The sequence below is a fragment of the Clostridia bacterium genome, assembly GCA_017438525.1.
Lineage (GTDB): Bacteria > Bacillota > Clostridia > Oscillospirales > RGIG8002 > RGIG8002.
Genome location: JAFRVI010000051.1, coordinates 1 through 14492 on the forward strand (window position 1 = coordinate 1; position 14492 = coordinate 14492).

Sequence of the window (14492 nt, forward strand, 5' to 3'; positions counted from 1 at the left end):
GACCGAGGAGGACATGGAACTGATCGGCGATAAACTTTACGAGTATAATTTGCCTTTCCTTGCTCCAAAACACGATTACATCAAGATCAACCGGAAGCTTGTCGATGAAAGCGGCAAGGCCGTCGCCGCGATCATGGCGGGCGTGACCGAATCCGACGTGGGAGTTGTCTGGAAGATATGGGTCGATGAAGAATATCGTGATCAAGGACTCGGGACGCGGCTCATAAAACATTTTGAAAAGAAGGCAAAAGAAAAGGGCGCAAACAAAATAGTCATTGAAGAAGTATATGACTGGAACGTCGGTTTCTTCTTGAAAAGCGGTTATAATGTCGCCTGCGAATTGACTGATTTACCTAAAGGACATAGTTGCTACGTTGTTGATAAAGACCTTAGAGGCGATAGAGTATGACGGAATATAAAATCGAAGATCTGACAAAAGAAGAAGCCGCGTATATCGGCGAAAAGATAAATGAAATCGTGCCGCGTGAAGTTGACTCTGACGCAGAAGAATTCGTTCTCAAAGTCGAGAACGAAAACGGCGAGATCGTCGGCGGATGTATTGCCGAGGCGTACGAATACCACTGGTCGAGAATGCTTCTCAGCACGCTTTGGGTGGATGAGCGCTACCGCCGTCACGGGATCGGCTCAATGATCATCCGCGAAGTCGAGCGGCTCGCGAGAGAGAAGCGCTGCCGCGTTGTGACGCTCGGCACCGCCAGCTTTATGGCGAGGCCGTTCTATGAGAAGCACGGCTACACGGTTTTTACAACTCTTAAAAAGCCGAACGGCTATATCAGTTATTCTCTGGTCAAGTATCTTGACAAAGATACGCCCGAATACGTGCCGTCGGACAACAGCGGCGAGCGGTTCAAGGTTTCGCTCGGCGGCGAGGACGACGCGGAGGTCATCGAAAAGGGAATAGATACTTACAGCGAGGCCTACGAGCCGAAATATGAAAACGCCGGTTTTTACAAGAAACTTATCGATAAAGACGGCGGGTTAATTGCGGGCGTGATCGCGGACGTTGACAAAGACTCGTATGGCTTTGTCGACGCTCTGTTTGTGGAAGAGCCGCTGCGCCGCCGGGGACTGGGCACGCGTTTGTTGAAGGAAACGGAAGCATTCGCGAAGGAAAACGGCGCGTCAATGGTTTTGACGACCGCGGGCGACTGGAATGTCGGTTTCTTCAAAAAGAACGGCTATCTTGTCAGAGGCGAACTCAAAGACGTTCCCGAAGGACACGACTGCTACGAGCTTTATAAAATGATCTGAACGGGGAGAAAAACGCATGAGACCGGTTGAAGTCACAAGAAACAAAACGAAGAGGATCGTCGCTTTGGCGGCCGCGTCCGCCGCGTGACGTTACGCCCCGTATCTTTCCGGATACCGAACGGAAAGCGAAGGGTGAATACGCTTTTATTATGAAAACCATGACCAATCCCGTATTCACAAAAGTTGATACGTCGCAGTTCGACGCCGTCGCCGGAATGTACGAGCGCGCGGTGGAGAAGCTCGAGCGCACAGTAAATTACCCGAAGTGGTCGAAATACCACCCGAGCCGCGAATACGTCGCCGAAGCGATAAGGCGCGGCGAGCAGTTCGCCTGCGTCGACGGCGGAAGGATCCTCGGCGCGGTCGTGCTTAACGAAAGTCCGGAGGGCAAATACGAGCTCGGCGGCTGGAGCAGAGATCTGCGCGAAGGCGAATATCTGGTGCTCCACATCCTCGCCGTCGATCCGGAATACGAACGCCTCGGCGTCGGCGGATTCATGGTCGACGGCAGCATAGCTTTCGCTAAGGCGAAGGGCTACAAAGCCGTCCGTCTGGACATAGTTCCAGAGAATCTTCCCGCGGCGGAGCTTTACGTTTCGAGGGGCTTCGTCAGCGCGGGCAGGATCGACCGCCTGCGCGATATCGAAGGCATACCCGTTTTTGAAATATTCGAGTTGAACTTCTGAAGCGGTCTCATTATTCAAATTGCGGTCAAACCGTTTGAAAGGGTGAGGCGTTATGGGAACCGTTAAAAAGAGATAAGGCCTGTGGTGGAAGATACCTGTCGCCGTTCTTTCGGTGATACTGCTCGTCGCCGGCGGCTACGTGGCATACGTCTTCATCAGCTACAGCCGCACCGAAGACAACAAGGTACTTGAAGTCAAGGGCGGCGCCGCCGAAACCGCCGTCACCGGCAGGGAATACACCGCCGTCAGCTTCAACATCGGCTTCGGCGCGAGGATACTTGACAAGATCGAGGAAATGCCCGAGCTCGCCGTCGGAGCGCGGCGCCACCACGAGAGGATCGACGGCGCCGGCTATCCCTCCGGCCTGAAGGGCGACGAGATCCCCGTCGAGGCGCGGATCCTCGCCGTCGCGGACGCCTACGACGCTATGACCAGCAAGCGCAGCTACAGAGATGCGATGCCGCAGAGCAAGGTACGCGAGGAGATCGAGAACGGGCTCGGCGCACAGTTCGACGAGAAGTTCGGTGGGATCATGCTCGAGATGATAGACGAGGATAAGGATTTCCTGCTTCGCGAAAGCGCATAAATCTGTATACTACGCTTTAAGTATTCGGAGTAATAATCATTCAAACGGAGGAAAACACGATGAAAAAACAGATCAAAACAACGGAAGCGATCTTCCCGATGCCCGTGCTGCTCATTTCCACCTTCAACGAGGACGGCAGCGTCGACGTGATGAACGCCGCATGGGGCACGATGCTCGACCGCGACATGGTCGCTCTCAACCTGACCGAAACGCATAAAACCGTGCAGAACATCAAGGCGAGGGGCGGCTTCGTCGTCCATATCGCCGACGCGAAGCACGTTAAGGAGGCCGACTACTTCGGCGTCGTCAGCGGCAACAAGGTCGCGGATAAGTTCGCGAAAAGCGGCATGACCTTCGTGAAATCCGACCTCGTCGACGCGCCGGTCATAAACGAGCTGCCTATCGCCATGGAGTGCGGCTTCGTGGAGTTCCAGAACGACGCGACGGGACTCGGCGTGATCGGAAAGGTGCTTCGCACCTCCGTTGAAGAGGCGAATATGAAGGACGGCAAGGTCGATATCGACTCGCTCGAAGCGATCGCATTCGACCCCTACACTCACGGATATTACAAGGTCGGCGGCAGAGTCGGCGACGCGTTCAGCGACGGGCTGAAGATCAAATAAGGGGAATCGGTATGATAATCAAAGCTGTAAAATTCAGAAAAAACGGTTTTTACTCCCAGCCCTTCGCCTTCGGCGGCGAAGAGGGGCCTGAGAAATTCGATAAGAACGTCAGATACAGGGGCAGTCTGCAGAATTATCTCATAGACACCGGCGACGAGGTCATACTCGTCGATACCGGGCTTCCGGCCGGAACGCCGGAGGAGACGCCGGACGAAAACAGTCCCGCGTTCACCGGCAGGGATATATGCAGCTACGTTGAGGCGTTCGCCGCGCTCGGCTACAAGCCGGAGCAGGTCACGAAGATACTCCTCACTCACAAGCACGCGGATCACTCCGGAGAACTGCGCTCCTTCCCGAACGCGGGGATATTCGTCAACGCGGAAGAGATGAACGCGCCGGAGCTTCAGGGACTCGGAAACGTCGTCCCCGTCGAGTTCACCGACGGCGCGTACTATAATTTCCCTGCCTGCCAAAAGATCGCCGACGGCGTTTATTACGTGAAGGCGAAGGGGCACACGAACGGCAACAGCATAGTCGTCGCGGAAAGCGGCGGGCTGTTCTATATGCTCCACGGCGACGTGACCTACGTTGACGAGGCGCTTTACGAGAACAAGCTCTCCGTCGTTTTCGAGGACCTGCCCGCCGCGCGCGAAACGCTCGACCGCGTGCGCGAATTCATCCGCAATCACCCGACGGTGTACTGCGGCACGCACACTCCGCAGGGGTACGAAAACCTTGAGGATAAGCGCGTAGCGGACCTCGATAATCCGCCCGAAACGGTCTTTGACGAGATAGATTTCGGAGCGCGCGAGTCGAGCGGCAAATACGTCTGCTCGATCTGCGGATACGTTTACGATCCCGCCGAGAACGGCGGCGTCGCGTTTGAGGATCTGCCGGCCGACTGGAAATGCCCGCGCTGCAGGCAGGGCAAGGAAGAATTCAACAGAGCGTAGCTCTGCCGCGTAACGGCGCGGCATGGCTTTCGGGGTGATTTATGGAGACGTTTTACACGAGCGACAGACGCGAATGGCGCGAATATCTCGCTACGCATTTCAGGACGGATTCGGAGATATGGTTCATTTTCCCGACGAAAGCCGCCGGCGAGCCGGCGCTCTCCTACAACGACGCGGTCGAGGAGGCGCTCTGCTTCGGCTGGATAGACAGCACAAACAGCCGCCCGGACGAATTCCACTGCGCCCGCCGCTTCACGCCGCGGAAAAAGGGCAGCCCTTACTCCCGCCCGAATATCGAGCGTCTTATATGGCTCGACGCGCGCGGAATGATACACCCCTCGGTGCGCGAAAGCGTGCTCCCGATAATCAGAGCGCCGTTCGTTTTCCCGCGGGACATAACCGACGCGCTTAAAGCGGACGAAACGGCGTGGGCGAACTATCAGCGCTTTTCAGAGCCGTACAAGCGCATCCGCGTCGCCTATATCGAGGCGGCGAGAAAGCGCCCCGACGAGTTCGCGAAGCGGCTGAACAGCTTCATTGAGAAGACCCGCCGCGGCAAGCTCATCATGGGCTACGGCGGGATAGAGAAGTATTACCGTTGACTTTTTCGGGAGCGAAAGCAGTATGATAATCATAATAACCGGAGCGTCGCACACGGGCAAAACGCTGCTTGCGCAGCGGATGCTCGAGAAATACAAATACCCGTATCTTTCCGCAGACCATCTGAAGATGGGGCTCATCCGCAGCGGCAGCACGGACCTCACGCCCGAGGACGACGACGCGCTGACGGAATACCTGTGGCCGATCGTCCGCGAGATGATAAAGACGGCGATAGAGAATAAGCAGAATCTTATCGTCGAGGGCTGCTATATCCCGTTCGGATGGCGCGGGGACTTCAGCGAAGAATACCTTGCCGACGTTCGTTTTATCTGCCTCGCTTTCACCGACGCCTACGCGGACGCGCATTTCGAGGATATAAAGGCGCACGCCTCCGATATAGAAGCGCGGCTTTACGGCGAATGCGATATCGAAGAGATCAAGGCGGATAACCGCAGATACGCGGAGGGCTTTCGCGCCGCCGGCGAGCGCGTCGCGCTGATAGACGGCGACTATGAAGAGGCGATAAACGCGATTATCAACTTCTACGGAGGATCAATGATGATCGAGACCGAACGTCTCATCCTGCGTCCGTGGGAGGAATCGGACGCGGAGGATTTATACGAATACGCGAAGGACGAACGCGTCGGCCCCGCCGCCGGCTGGGAGGCGCACACGAGCGTGGAGAACAGCCGCGAGATAATCCGCACAGTGCTTTCCGCTCCCGAGACCTACGCCGTCTGCTTGAAAGAGGATAGCCGCCCGATAGGCAGCATCGGACTTTTCAAGCCGGAGAAGACGGACGGAGATATCGCCGACGGCGACCTCGAGGTCGGCTTCTGGGTAGCCGTTCCGTTCTGGGGCAACGGCTACATTCCCGAGGCGGTGCGCGCGCTGCAGAAGCGCGCCTTCACCGAGCTCGGCTGCGAAGCGCTCTGGTGCGGCTACTACGAGGGCAACGCGAAGTCGAAGCGCGCGCAGGAAAAGTGCGGCTTCGTTTACCACCACACCGTGCCCGATAAACCGTGTCGGATACCCGGCGTGAAACACACCGAGTATATGAACCGCCTGACGAAAGAGGACTGGCTCAGGTCCGGCGGACGTGAATAAAGGAGAAGTATGAAGGAACCGGAAACTCCGCGCGGTATCGTCCTTGACGACGTCGCGTACCGCGACGGACGCTATGCGCTCGGGTCGAAAGACGGATGCCCGTATCTCGCCGCGGACGGCAGGGCGTACAAGCTTACCTGCCATCCGTACGAGCCGTGCCTTTACGTAACAGGCGAAGACGGCTTCACGACCGCGGTGCACAACGCGTTCGATCCGTCGGCGCTGCTGGATATTTTCCGCGGCGGCGGAACGACGGCTTCGATAACCGGCCGCGAATACGACGCGCGCGACTTCTGCCGGATGGTCGAATACGCCGCCGGTATGGGAAATATCGGCATAGACGACGCGGAGCGCGTCTTCGGCGTCGAGCCGAAGAAGATTGCCGAAAAAGAGCGTCGCCAGAGTGAAAAGGTCGAATATCCCGAGACGGCCGGCGCTGACGAAGACAGATTCATAATCAATGACGAGCGTTTTTCCTCGCTGATCGCCGGATACCCCGACCTCGCCGTCGACTACTGCCTTGTGGAAAACGAGCGTAACGCGACCGGCGAAAACGCGCACCGGACGGCGCTCTTCCGCGCCTGCCGCAAGCTTTTCACCGATAGTGACGACGGCGAAGCGATATGGGATTACGACGCCGCCGAAGCGGAGGCAAAGCCGATTACGGCCGCGGAGCTTTTCGCTCCCGCGGACAAAGACGGTAAGCTCAACTACCGGATGGCGTTCCTTTCGCCGCCGTACGGGAGCGTGTATACCGACGCTGATTTTGACAAAGTCAACGCCGCGCTTTTCCCGAACGGGACGGACGGCCTCGAGGTATACGAATGGACGACCGACTGGTCGGAATACTTCGACGACGGCCGCGAGTGGTGGGGAACTCTCTGCCTGACGGTCTGCGACGAAACGCTCGACCGCTTCGCCGTGATCATGGCGTCGGCGACGGATTAGGGAAACAACAGATTAGTTTTTATTAAAGAGGGGAAAGCCCGCTTTAACCATTCCGCAAACCGCGGGATATATAAACAGAAAGGGAGAAAAATCATGCTGAACATCAACAAAACGTCCGAAAACGGAAAAGCCCGCTTCGCGCTCGAGGGACGCCTCGACACCGTCACCGCGCCCGAGCTGGAAGCCGCGCTGCAGGAGAGCATCGCCGGAGTCGGCGAGCTGACCCTCGACCTCGAAAAGCTGGAGTACGTCTCCTCCGCCGGCCTGCGCGTCCTGCTCTCGACGCAGAAGGCGATGGCGAAGCAGGGCGAGATGAAACTTATCAACGTCAGCGAGCCGATCATGGAGATATTCGATATCACCGGCTTCTCGGAGATCCTGACCATAGAGTAATTCCGTTACCGCCACACACTTACCCGAAAGGAGCGCTATGCGCCTGATGAAAGAAAAAAAGAAAAACAGATTCAAGATATTCGGCATATTGCGCACAAGTATGACCGTCAACATTATAGCCGCGGTCGTATTGCTCCTCATTACGCTGGGCGTTATCGTCAGTATCATCGGCCTTGTGAATTTTACAGATGCGTTCAAGGAAGAATACACCACGACGACCTACCACATGGCTGACACCGCCGCGATGCTCGTCAACGGGAATCACCTTGAGAATTACCTTGCCGGCCGGAACACGGAGGAGTACGAGCGCACGAAGAACTATCTCGATACCTACTGCAAAAAGATAAGCGTTTCGCTCGTCTACGTCATCGTCGTCGACCGTAGCGATTACGGCAGATTCGTTTCCGTATTCAACTCCGTCGACAATTCCGTCGACGATACGAGCTATACTCCGTGGGAGCTCGGCTTCAAGCGCGATACGACCAACGACGAATATCGGCAGAAGTATAAGCGGCTTTACGACAAGGAATCGCTTTACGAGACGCTTTTCCGTATAAACACGACCGACGGCCAGCATCCGCATATAACTACGCTGGTTCCTGTCAGGAACACCTCCGGCGAAGTCACCGGAATACTCTGTATGCAGCGCCCGACGCGCGAGCTTGCGGACGCGAGGCGGCCTTATATCATCAACGTCGTCATATGGACACTGGCCCTTGCGGTCATAGCCGGAGTTGTATTCTCGCTGTTCCTGCGCCGCCGTATCATGAGGCCGATACGCAGAGTTTCCGCGGAGACTACCCGTTTCGCTAAGGAGAATACGAAGGGTGAACCGCTGGGCGGCGTCAGCCGTTTCAAAGAGATACACGATATGGCGCTCTCCGTCGATACGCTGGAAACCGATATGGTCAATTACATCGACAACCTTACCGCTGCGACTGCGGAGAAGGAGCGTATCGGCACCGAGCTTTCGCTCGCCACCACGATACAGGTCAACTCGATCCCGAACGTTTTCCCGGCGTTCCCGGAAAGAGAGGATTTCGATATCTACGCTTCCATGACTCCGGCGAAGGCGGTCGGCGGCGACTTCTACAACTTCTATATGATTGACGAAACGCATCTGGGAATGGTCATCGGAGACGTTTCCGGCAAGGGCATTCCCGCGGCGCTGTTCATGATGGTAACGAACATACTTGTATCCGAAAAGATGCGCACCTGCCTCGCGCCGGAGGACGTTCTTACCGCCGTCAATAACGCCATATGCAAGCGCAACAAGGCGGATATGTTCGTCACGCTCTGGCTCGGCACACTCGACCTGAAGACCGGAACGCTCCGCGCGGCGAACGCCGGCCACGAATATCCGGCCGTAAAGCACGCGGACGGCTCCTTCGAGCTGCTGAAGGATAAGCACGGCCTGCCCGTCGGCGCTATGGACGGCGTGAAGTACAAGGGCTACGAGCTGCAGCTCGAGCCGGGGGCAAAGTTGTTCGTCTACACCGACGGCGCGCCGGAGGCAAACGACGCGGATAACAATATGTTCGGCGTCGAGCGTATGCTTGCCGCTCTGAACTCCGATCCGGACGCGTCGCCCGAAGGCATACTGAAAAACGTGCGCGACGCAATCGACGGATTCGTCGCGGGCGCCGAGCAGTTCGACGATCTGACGATGCTCTGCGTCGAATACAAGAACAAACCCGCCGAGGCGGAAAAGAAAGATTGACCGCTGAAGCGGAAAGGAGATAAACGTTATGGAAGGAAAAAACCTTACAATAAAAATGGCCGGCAGGATAGACTCCAACAACTCCGCCGAGGTCGAGCAGAACATCCTTGCTGATATAGGCGGCGCGCAGCTCGACACGCTCGTTATCGACGCTTCGGAGCTTGAGTACATCTCCAGCGCCGGACTGCGCGTTATCCTGCGCCTGAAAAAAACCTACCCCGATCTGCGCATCACCGGCGTCAGCTCCGAGGTATACGAGATTCTCGACATGACCGGCTTTACCGAAATGATGACGGTGGAGAAGGCGTACCGCGTCGTCTCCGTCGACGGCTGCGAAATACTCGGACGCGGCGCGAACGGAACGGTCTACCGCTACAACCGCGACACCGTGGTCAAGGTGTATCACAACGCCGACGCGCTCGACGACATCCGTCACGAGCGCGAGGTCGCCAAGCTCGCGCTTATACTCGGTATCCCGACTTCGATCTCCTATGACGTCGTCAAGGTCGGCGACTCTTACGGCACCGTCTTCGAGATGCTTGACGCCAACTCCTTCTCGAAGATAATCACGAACGAGCCGGAGAAGCGCGACTGGTGCGTCGGCGAATACGTGAAAATGCTGAAGACGATTCACGGCACGCTCGTTCCGGCGGGCAAGCTGCCCTCCATCCGCGATACCGTAATCTCCTGGGCGCGCTTTATGGTGGACTACCTGCCCGAAGGGCTCGGTAAAAAGCTCGTGGATATGGTCGAGGCCGTTCCGCACGACGACCACATGATCCACGGCGACTACCACACCGGCAACCTCATGCTGCAGAACGACGAGGTGCTTATCATCGATATGGATACCCTCGCCGTCGGCAACCCGATATTCGAGCTGGCGAGTATGTATAACGGCTTCGTCGGCTTCTACGAAGTCGACCGCGAATTGGTAAAGAAGTTCCAGGGCTATGACTACGAAACCTCAAAGGAGTTCTGGCGCAAGGCGCTCGCGGAATACCTCGGCACGAGGTGCGAGGTGAAGATTCGCGAGGTGGAGGAAAAGGCGCAGATCATCGGCTACACGCGCCTTGTGCGCCGTTCCATCCGCCGCGGCGGTATGGATACCGAAGAGGGCAGGAAGCAGATAGAATTCTGGCGCGGACGCCTCATCGAGCTGCTCGAGAAGAACGACACTCTGCTTTTTAACCCTGACGAGCTTGAGATCGAAGCGATTGCGGAAAATCTCGACGACGTTCAGGCGTTCGTCGACGAACGCCTCGAAGCCGCGGGCTGTCCGATGAAGGCGCAGATGCAGATCAACCTCGCGGTCGAGGAGATATTCGTCAATATCTCGAGCTACGCCTACGCGCCCGACAAGGGCAACGCGATAGTTCGCGTAGAGGTCTCCGGCGATCCGGTGACCGTGACGATAACCTTCGTCGACCACGGCGTGCCGTACGATCCGCTCGCCAAGGAGGATCCCGACGTGACGCTTTCCGCCGAGGAACGCGGCATCGGCGGTCTCGGCATCTTCATGACGAAGAAACTGATGGACGACGTCGCCTACGAATACAAGGACGGCAAAAACATTCTGACTCTCAAGAAAAACATCTGAAGGAATCGGGATAGAAATGAGTATTTCTCTTAAGATCGACCTGCATATGCACACTACGGTCTCCGACGGCACCGACACGCCGGAGGAGATCGTCGCGCGCGTCCGCGAAGCGGGGATAAACGTATTCTCGGTCACGGATCACGACGCGGTCAAGGCGTGCGGCGTCATACCCGCGCTGCTCGGCGAAGGGCTGACCTACGTCACCGGCGCGGAGTTCTCCACACGGGACGAGGACGGGAAGTATCACGTCCTCGGCTACGGCTTCGACCCGGATTCCGCGCCGATCCGCGAGCTGACCGAAACCGGCCACAACAACCGTATGAACAAGGTCCGCGCGCGGCTGGAGTTTCTTGAAACCGAGTTCGGCTTCACCTTCCCGGAGGATGAAGTCCGCGCGCTGCTCGCGCTGGACAACCCCGGCAAGCCGCACATCGCCAACCTCATGGTGAAGCTCGGCTACGCCGACGACAAAAAGCAGGCGATAGACGAATTCATCAACCGCAAGCGCTTCAGAAGCGAGTACATCCGTCCGGAATACGCGATAGAACGCATAATCGCGGGCGGTGGAATTCCCGTGCTGGCGCACCCGACCTACGGCGACGGCGACCAGCTCATCCTCGGCGACGAGATGGAGGAGCGGCTGAAAAAGCTTATCGGCTTCGGGCTCGCGGGCGTCGAGTGCTTCTATTCCGGCTTTACAACGAGGATGACCCGTGACATGCTCGCGTTCGCCGTGCGGTTCGGACTGTACGTTACCGCCGGCAGCGACTACCACGGGACGAACAAGATGGTGGCGCTCGGCGATACGGGGCTCGATCTCGCGGACGAAACGCCCGAGGGGCTGACCCGCTTCCTCGCCAGATGCGGTATCGAGGCGTGAGCATGGAACGCAAAAACAAACGGATACTCCGCATCGAGCGGTACGAAGAGATATACGACAAGCTCTCGCGAAGCGTCTGCGATGCGGAGTCCGCGCTCGAAGCGCTCGAGGCGCTCGCGCCGGAGCTCGCGGAGCTTGAGGCGTACTACACCGGTCCGGAGTGGAAAAAGGACTTCGCCGCCGACGAGGCGGGCAAGCTCCCGCCGGAGCTGAAGCGCGGAGTGCTCTCCGAGGACGGCGTTTACGACCTTCTTGCCGAAGCCGCGCGTCTGCGCGCTCTGAATAAAGACTAATAAAAACAGAAAGAGGTATGATTATGGGACTTTTCGGACGTTCCAAAGAAATCGCGCTGCCGAAGGTATCGGATCTTTTTTCCGTCGGCGCGCTCGAATTCGTGACCGAAACCGTCGCTCCCAAGGTGGAGAACGGTGAGTACGGCGTAAAGTACGGCGACGTAGCGAAAACGCTGCTGAACGCGATCAAAACTCCCGACAAGGAGCTGACCAAACGCGAGCTGAACGGCGTTATCTTTTCCGCCGGCGCGATGACGAAGATCGAGCCGAAGCTCGCGCCCGTGCTGAACGAAGCCATCGCCAGATTCAAGGCGTTCAAAAAGCAGAAGTGAGATAATAAACGAAGTGATCCGCGTTTCGCCGCGCTTTGCGATAACCGCGGCCGACCGCCTGAGGAGAAAGCATGAAAACAGAAACGCTGAAAAAGATATCGGCCGCGCTGCTCATCGCCGCGCTCGCCGTGTGCTGCTGCGCCTGCGGCGCGAAAGCGCCGTCCGCCCCGTCGTCGGAGCCGGACGTATCCTCGTCCGAGCCCGGCGAATGGGAGAAGGCGGAAGTGAGGTGGATTTCGGGCACCGAGCCGCCCGTGGAGCTTCGTATCAGGTACGGCGCCGCCTATTCGGCCGCGCCCGGCGGCTATGACTCCTGCGTCTTTACGACGGTAGACGGAAAGACGGTAGACGTCAGGATAGAAGGGCTTGATTACGAAAACGGCTTCGACGCGCTTGTAGGTTTCATGAAGAGCAAGGCGCCGGAAAAGCTTACCGTCGGGAAGCTTTCGAAAACGGTGATCGCGGTCTATAACGCGGAAGAAACCGAAATATGTGCAAAGCTTACCGATAAGAGATGCCTGACCGTGAAAACGTCCGACGTCGAAACGGCTGCCGCTTTCTTTTCGAACCTGATGATCGAAGTCGACGGCGCGGCCCTGCCTGCGCCCGATCTGAACGAGGAAGCGGAGGAGATCGTATGAATAAAAAAGTCTACTTCGCCGGCTCTATACGCGGCGGGCGCGTCGACGCGGAGCTTTACCGCCGCATCATCGCGTACATAAACCGTACCGATACCGTGCTTACCGAGCACGTCGGCGACCTTTCTTTGAGCGTGCTCGAGGGTTCCGCGTCCGCGGAAGCCGCGATATACGACCAGGACACCGCCTGGCTGCGCGAATGCGACCTGCTCGTCGCGGAATGCACCTGCCCGTCGCTCGGCGTCGGCTACGAACTCGCCTACGCGGAAAAGCTCGGCAAGCCCTGCCACGTCTTCTACGACCGCGGCAAGACGCAGCTTTCCGCGATGCTTACCGGCGATCCCTACTTCGTCATCCACCCGTATACGAGCGAGGACGAGATATACCCGCTCCTCGACGGGATACTGAAATAACCGAAGGGAAGTAATCTTATGACAAAGCTACCCGCCTTTGACGCGGACTACTGCCTCGAAACCTTCAAAAAACTGCTCGCCGTCGACAGCACTACCGGACAGTATGAAGAAATACAGTCCCTTATCTGCTCTGCGCTCGACGGGCTCGGATACGCCTATCACGTCACCCGCAAGGGAGGCGTGGTCGCCGACCTCGGCGGCGAAGGCGAAGCTCTCGCGGTCTCCGCGCACTTCGACGACATAGGCCTGATGGTGCGCAAGGTCAACCCCGACGGCACGCTGAACGTATGCCCCGTCGGCGGTCTATATCCCTTCTATTGCATGACCGAGAACGTCCGCGTCCACACGCGCGGCGGCAAGGTCTTCACCGGCACGGTATGCCGCACGCCGAACTCCGTCCACGTCACCGAGGAGGAGCTGCGCGACACGCCGCCGGACTTCCGCAAAAACGTCTGCGTCGTGCTCGACTGCGACGTGAAATCCGCCGAAGACGTCGCGAAACTCGGCGTAGCCACCGGCGATATGATCGCGCTCGAGCCGCGCCTCGAGCTTTCCGGCGGATATATCAAGGCGCGCTTCATCGACGACAAAGCCGCCGTCGCGATCCTGCTGACCGCGCTGAAGGCGCTGAAGGAATGCGGCGCCGCGCTCCCGCGCAGGACGTATTTCTATTTCGCCGCCTACGAAGAGATCGGCCACGGCACCTCCTGGCTGCCGGACGGCGTCTGCGATATGCTCGCCGTCGACATCGCGCCTACCGGCCCCGATCAGACCTCGGACGAGCACAAGGTAACGATCTTCGCGAAGGATTCGCGCTTCCCGTACCACTGGGGAATGACTAACGAACTGCGGCAGACCGCGCTCGAAGCGGGCGTCGACTTCGTAATGGATATCTTCACCCCGCATTACGGCACCGACTGCGACGTCAGTCTCGTCGCCGGCCACGATATCCGCCACGCCGCCATCGGCTTCGGCACCGCCAACAGCCACGGCTACGAGCGCACCCACGTCGACGGGCTGAAGGCGACCTACGACCTGCTCGCCGCGTACCTGCTGAAACGATGACAAGAGCCGAACTGACAGAATACATATCGGAGCAGTACGGCGCGTCGCCCGACGCGCCGTGGATGGATTATCCCGATAATCGCGTCTTCCGCCACGGCGGGAGCAAAAAGTGGTTCGCGCTGATAATGACGATTCCGCGCGCGAAGCTGAAGCTCGCGGGCGGGGGCGATATCGACGTAGTCAACCTGAAATGCGATCCGCTGCTCGTCGGCTCTGTGACGAAGCAGACCGGCGTTTTTCCCGCGTATCATATGAACAAGACGCACTGGATAACCGTCGCGCTCGACGGCTCCGCCGACGCGGAAACGGTGAAAATGCTCCTCGGCGCGAGCTTCGCGCTCACCGCGCCGAAGATAGAGACGAAGTGCGAAAAGCCTTCCCCTTGA

The 14492-nt window shown here is 58.0% G+C and carries 19 protein-coding genes and 1 pseudogene; all 20 read left to right on the plus strand.

What is annotated here, in order from left to right; translation table 11 throughout:
* A partial coding sequence (locus IJL83_04855; protein MBQ6552924.1) for a GNAT family N-acetyltransferase occupies window positions 1-409 on the plus strand: 409 nt, incomplete at its 5' end.
* The gene (locus tag IJL83_04860; GenBank protein ID MBQ6552925.1) at window positions 406-1272 is read left to right on the plus strand and encodes a GNAT family N-acetyltransferase; all 867 of its coding nucleotides are present in this window, start codon (window positions 406-408) and stop codon (window positions 1270-1272) included. The genes IJL83_04855 and IJL83_04860, both read left to right, overlap by 4 nt.
* Window positions 1273-1421: 149 nt before the next feature.
* The gene (locus IJL83_04865; protein MBQ6552926.1) at window positions 1422-1958 is read left to right on the plus strand and encodes a GNAT family N-acetyltransferase; all 537 of its coding nucleotides are present in this window, start codon (window positions 1422-1424) and stop codon (window positions 1956-1958) included.
* A gap of 79 nt (window positions 1959-2037) precedes the next feature.
* A complete protein-coding gene (locus IJL83_04870; GenBank protein ID MBQ6552927.1) occupies window positions 2038-2544 on the plus strand; it encodes an HD domain-containing protein in 507 nt (168 codons plus the stop codon).
* A gap of 59 nt (window positions 2545-2603) precedes the next feature.
* Window positions 2604-3167, plus strand: a complete 564-nt coding sequence (locus IJL83_04875; GenBank protein MBQ6552928.1) for a flavin reductase family protein — start codon at window positions 2604-2606, stop codon at window positions 3165-3167.
* 11 nt (window positions 3168-3178) lie between these two features.
* A complete protein-coding gene (locus IJL83_04880) occupies window positions 3179-4120 on the plus strand; it encodes an MBL fold metallo-hydrolase (protein MBQ6552929.1) in 942 nt (313 codons plus the stop codon).
* Window positions 4121-4161: 41 nt separating this feature from the next.
* Entirely contained in the window at window positions 4162-4722 is a 561-nt protein-coding gene (locus tag IJL83_04885; protein MBQ6552930.1) for a YdeI/OmpD-associated family protein, read from the plus strand.
* 22 nt (window positions 4723-4744) lie between these two features.
* A pseudogene (locus IJL83_04890) lies at window positions 4745-5257 on the plus strand (adenylate kinase).
* A gap of 18 nt (window positions 5258-5275) precedes the next feature.
* Window positions 5276-5827 carry a GNAT family N-acetyltransferase gene (locus tag IJL83_04895; protein ID MBQ6552931.1) on the plus strand — a complete coding sequence of 184 codons (552 nt, stop codon included), beginning with the start codon at window positions 5276-5278 and terminating at the stop codon, window positions 5825-5827.
* 9 nt (window positions 5828-5836) lie between these two features.
* On the plus strand, window positions 5837-6775 hold the full coding sequence (locus IJL83_04900) for a hypothetical protein (protein MBQ6552932.1): 939 nt from the start codon (window positions 5837-5839) through the stop codon (window positions 6773-6775).
* A 93-nt stretch (window positions 6776-6868) separates the two neighbouring features.
* Entirely contained in the window at window positions 6869-7168 is a 300-nt protein-coding gene (locus IJL83_04905; GenBank protein ID MBQ6552933.1) for an STAS domain-containing protein, read from the plus strand.
* 46 nt (window positions 7169-7214) lie between these two features.
* Window positions 7215-8888: a serine/threonine-protein phosphatase gene (locus IJL83_04910; GenBank protein MBQ6552934.1), complete on the plus strand. Its 1674-nt coding sequence runs from the start codon at window positions 7215-7217 to the stop codon at window positions 8886-8888.
* Between the two features lie 28 nt (window positions 8889-8916).
* Window positions 8917-10485 (plus strand): ATP-binding protein, encoded by a 1569-nt coding sequence (locus IJL83_04915; GenBank protein MBQ6552935.1) that lies wholly within the window; start codon window positions 8917-8919, stop codon window positions 10483-10485.
* A gap of 16 nt (window positions 10486-10501) precedes the next feature.
* Window positions 10502-11365, plus strand: coding sequence for a PHP domain-containing protein (locus IJL83_04920; GenBank protein MBQ6552936.1), 864 nt, complete (start codon window positions 10502-10504; stop codon window positions 11363-11365).
* Window positions 11366-11367: 2 nt separating this feature from the next.
* On the plus strand, window positions 11368-11658 hold the full coding sequence (locus tag IJL83_04925; GenBank protein MBQ6552937.1) for a DUF4298 domain-containing protein: 291 nt from the start codon (window positions 11368-11370) through the stop codon (window positions 11656-11658).
* Between the two features lie 23 nt (window positions 11659-11681).
* Window positions 11682-11990, plus strand: a complete 309-nt coding sequence (locus tag IJL83_04930; GenBank protein ID MBQ6552938.1) for a hypothetical protein — start codon at window positions 11682-11684, stop codon at window positions 11988-11990.
* Window positions 11991-12061: 71 nt separating this feature from the next.
* On the plus strand, window positions 12062-12631 hold the full coding sequence (locus tag IJL83_04935) for a hypothetical protein (GenBank protein MBQ6552939.1): 570 nt from the start codon (window positions 12062-12064) through the stop codon (window positions 12629-12631).
* Window positions 12628-13041 carry a nucleoside 2-deoxyribosyltransferase gene (locus IJL83_04940; GenBank protein ID MBQ6552940.1) on the plus strand — a complete coding sequence of 138 codons (414 nt, stop codon included), beginning with the start codon at window positions 12628-12630 and terminating at the stop codon, window positions 13039-13041. The genes IJL83_04935 and IJL83_04940 overlap by 4 nt, the downstream gene beginning before the upstream one ends.
* 18 nt (window positions 13042-13059) lie before the next feature.
* Window positions 13060-14106 (plus strand): M42 family metallopeptidase, encoded by a 1047-nt coding sequence (locus tag IJL83_04945; GenBank protein ID MBQ6552941.1) that lies wholly within the window; start codon window positions 13060-13062, stop codon window positions 14104-14106.
* Complete coding sequence (locus IJL83_04950) at window positions 14103-14492, plus strand: MmcQ/YjbR family DNA-binding protein (GenBank protein ID MBQ6552942.1); 390 nt, start codon at window positions 14103-14105, stop codon at window positions 14490-14492. Before IJL83_04945 ends, IJL83_04950 begins: the two co-directional genes overlap by 4 nt.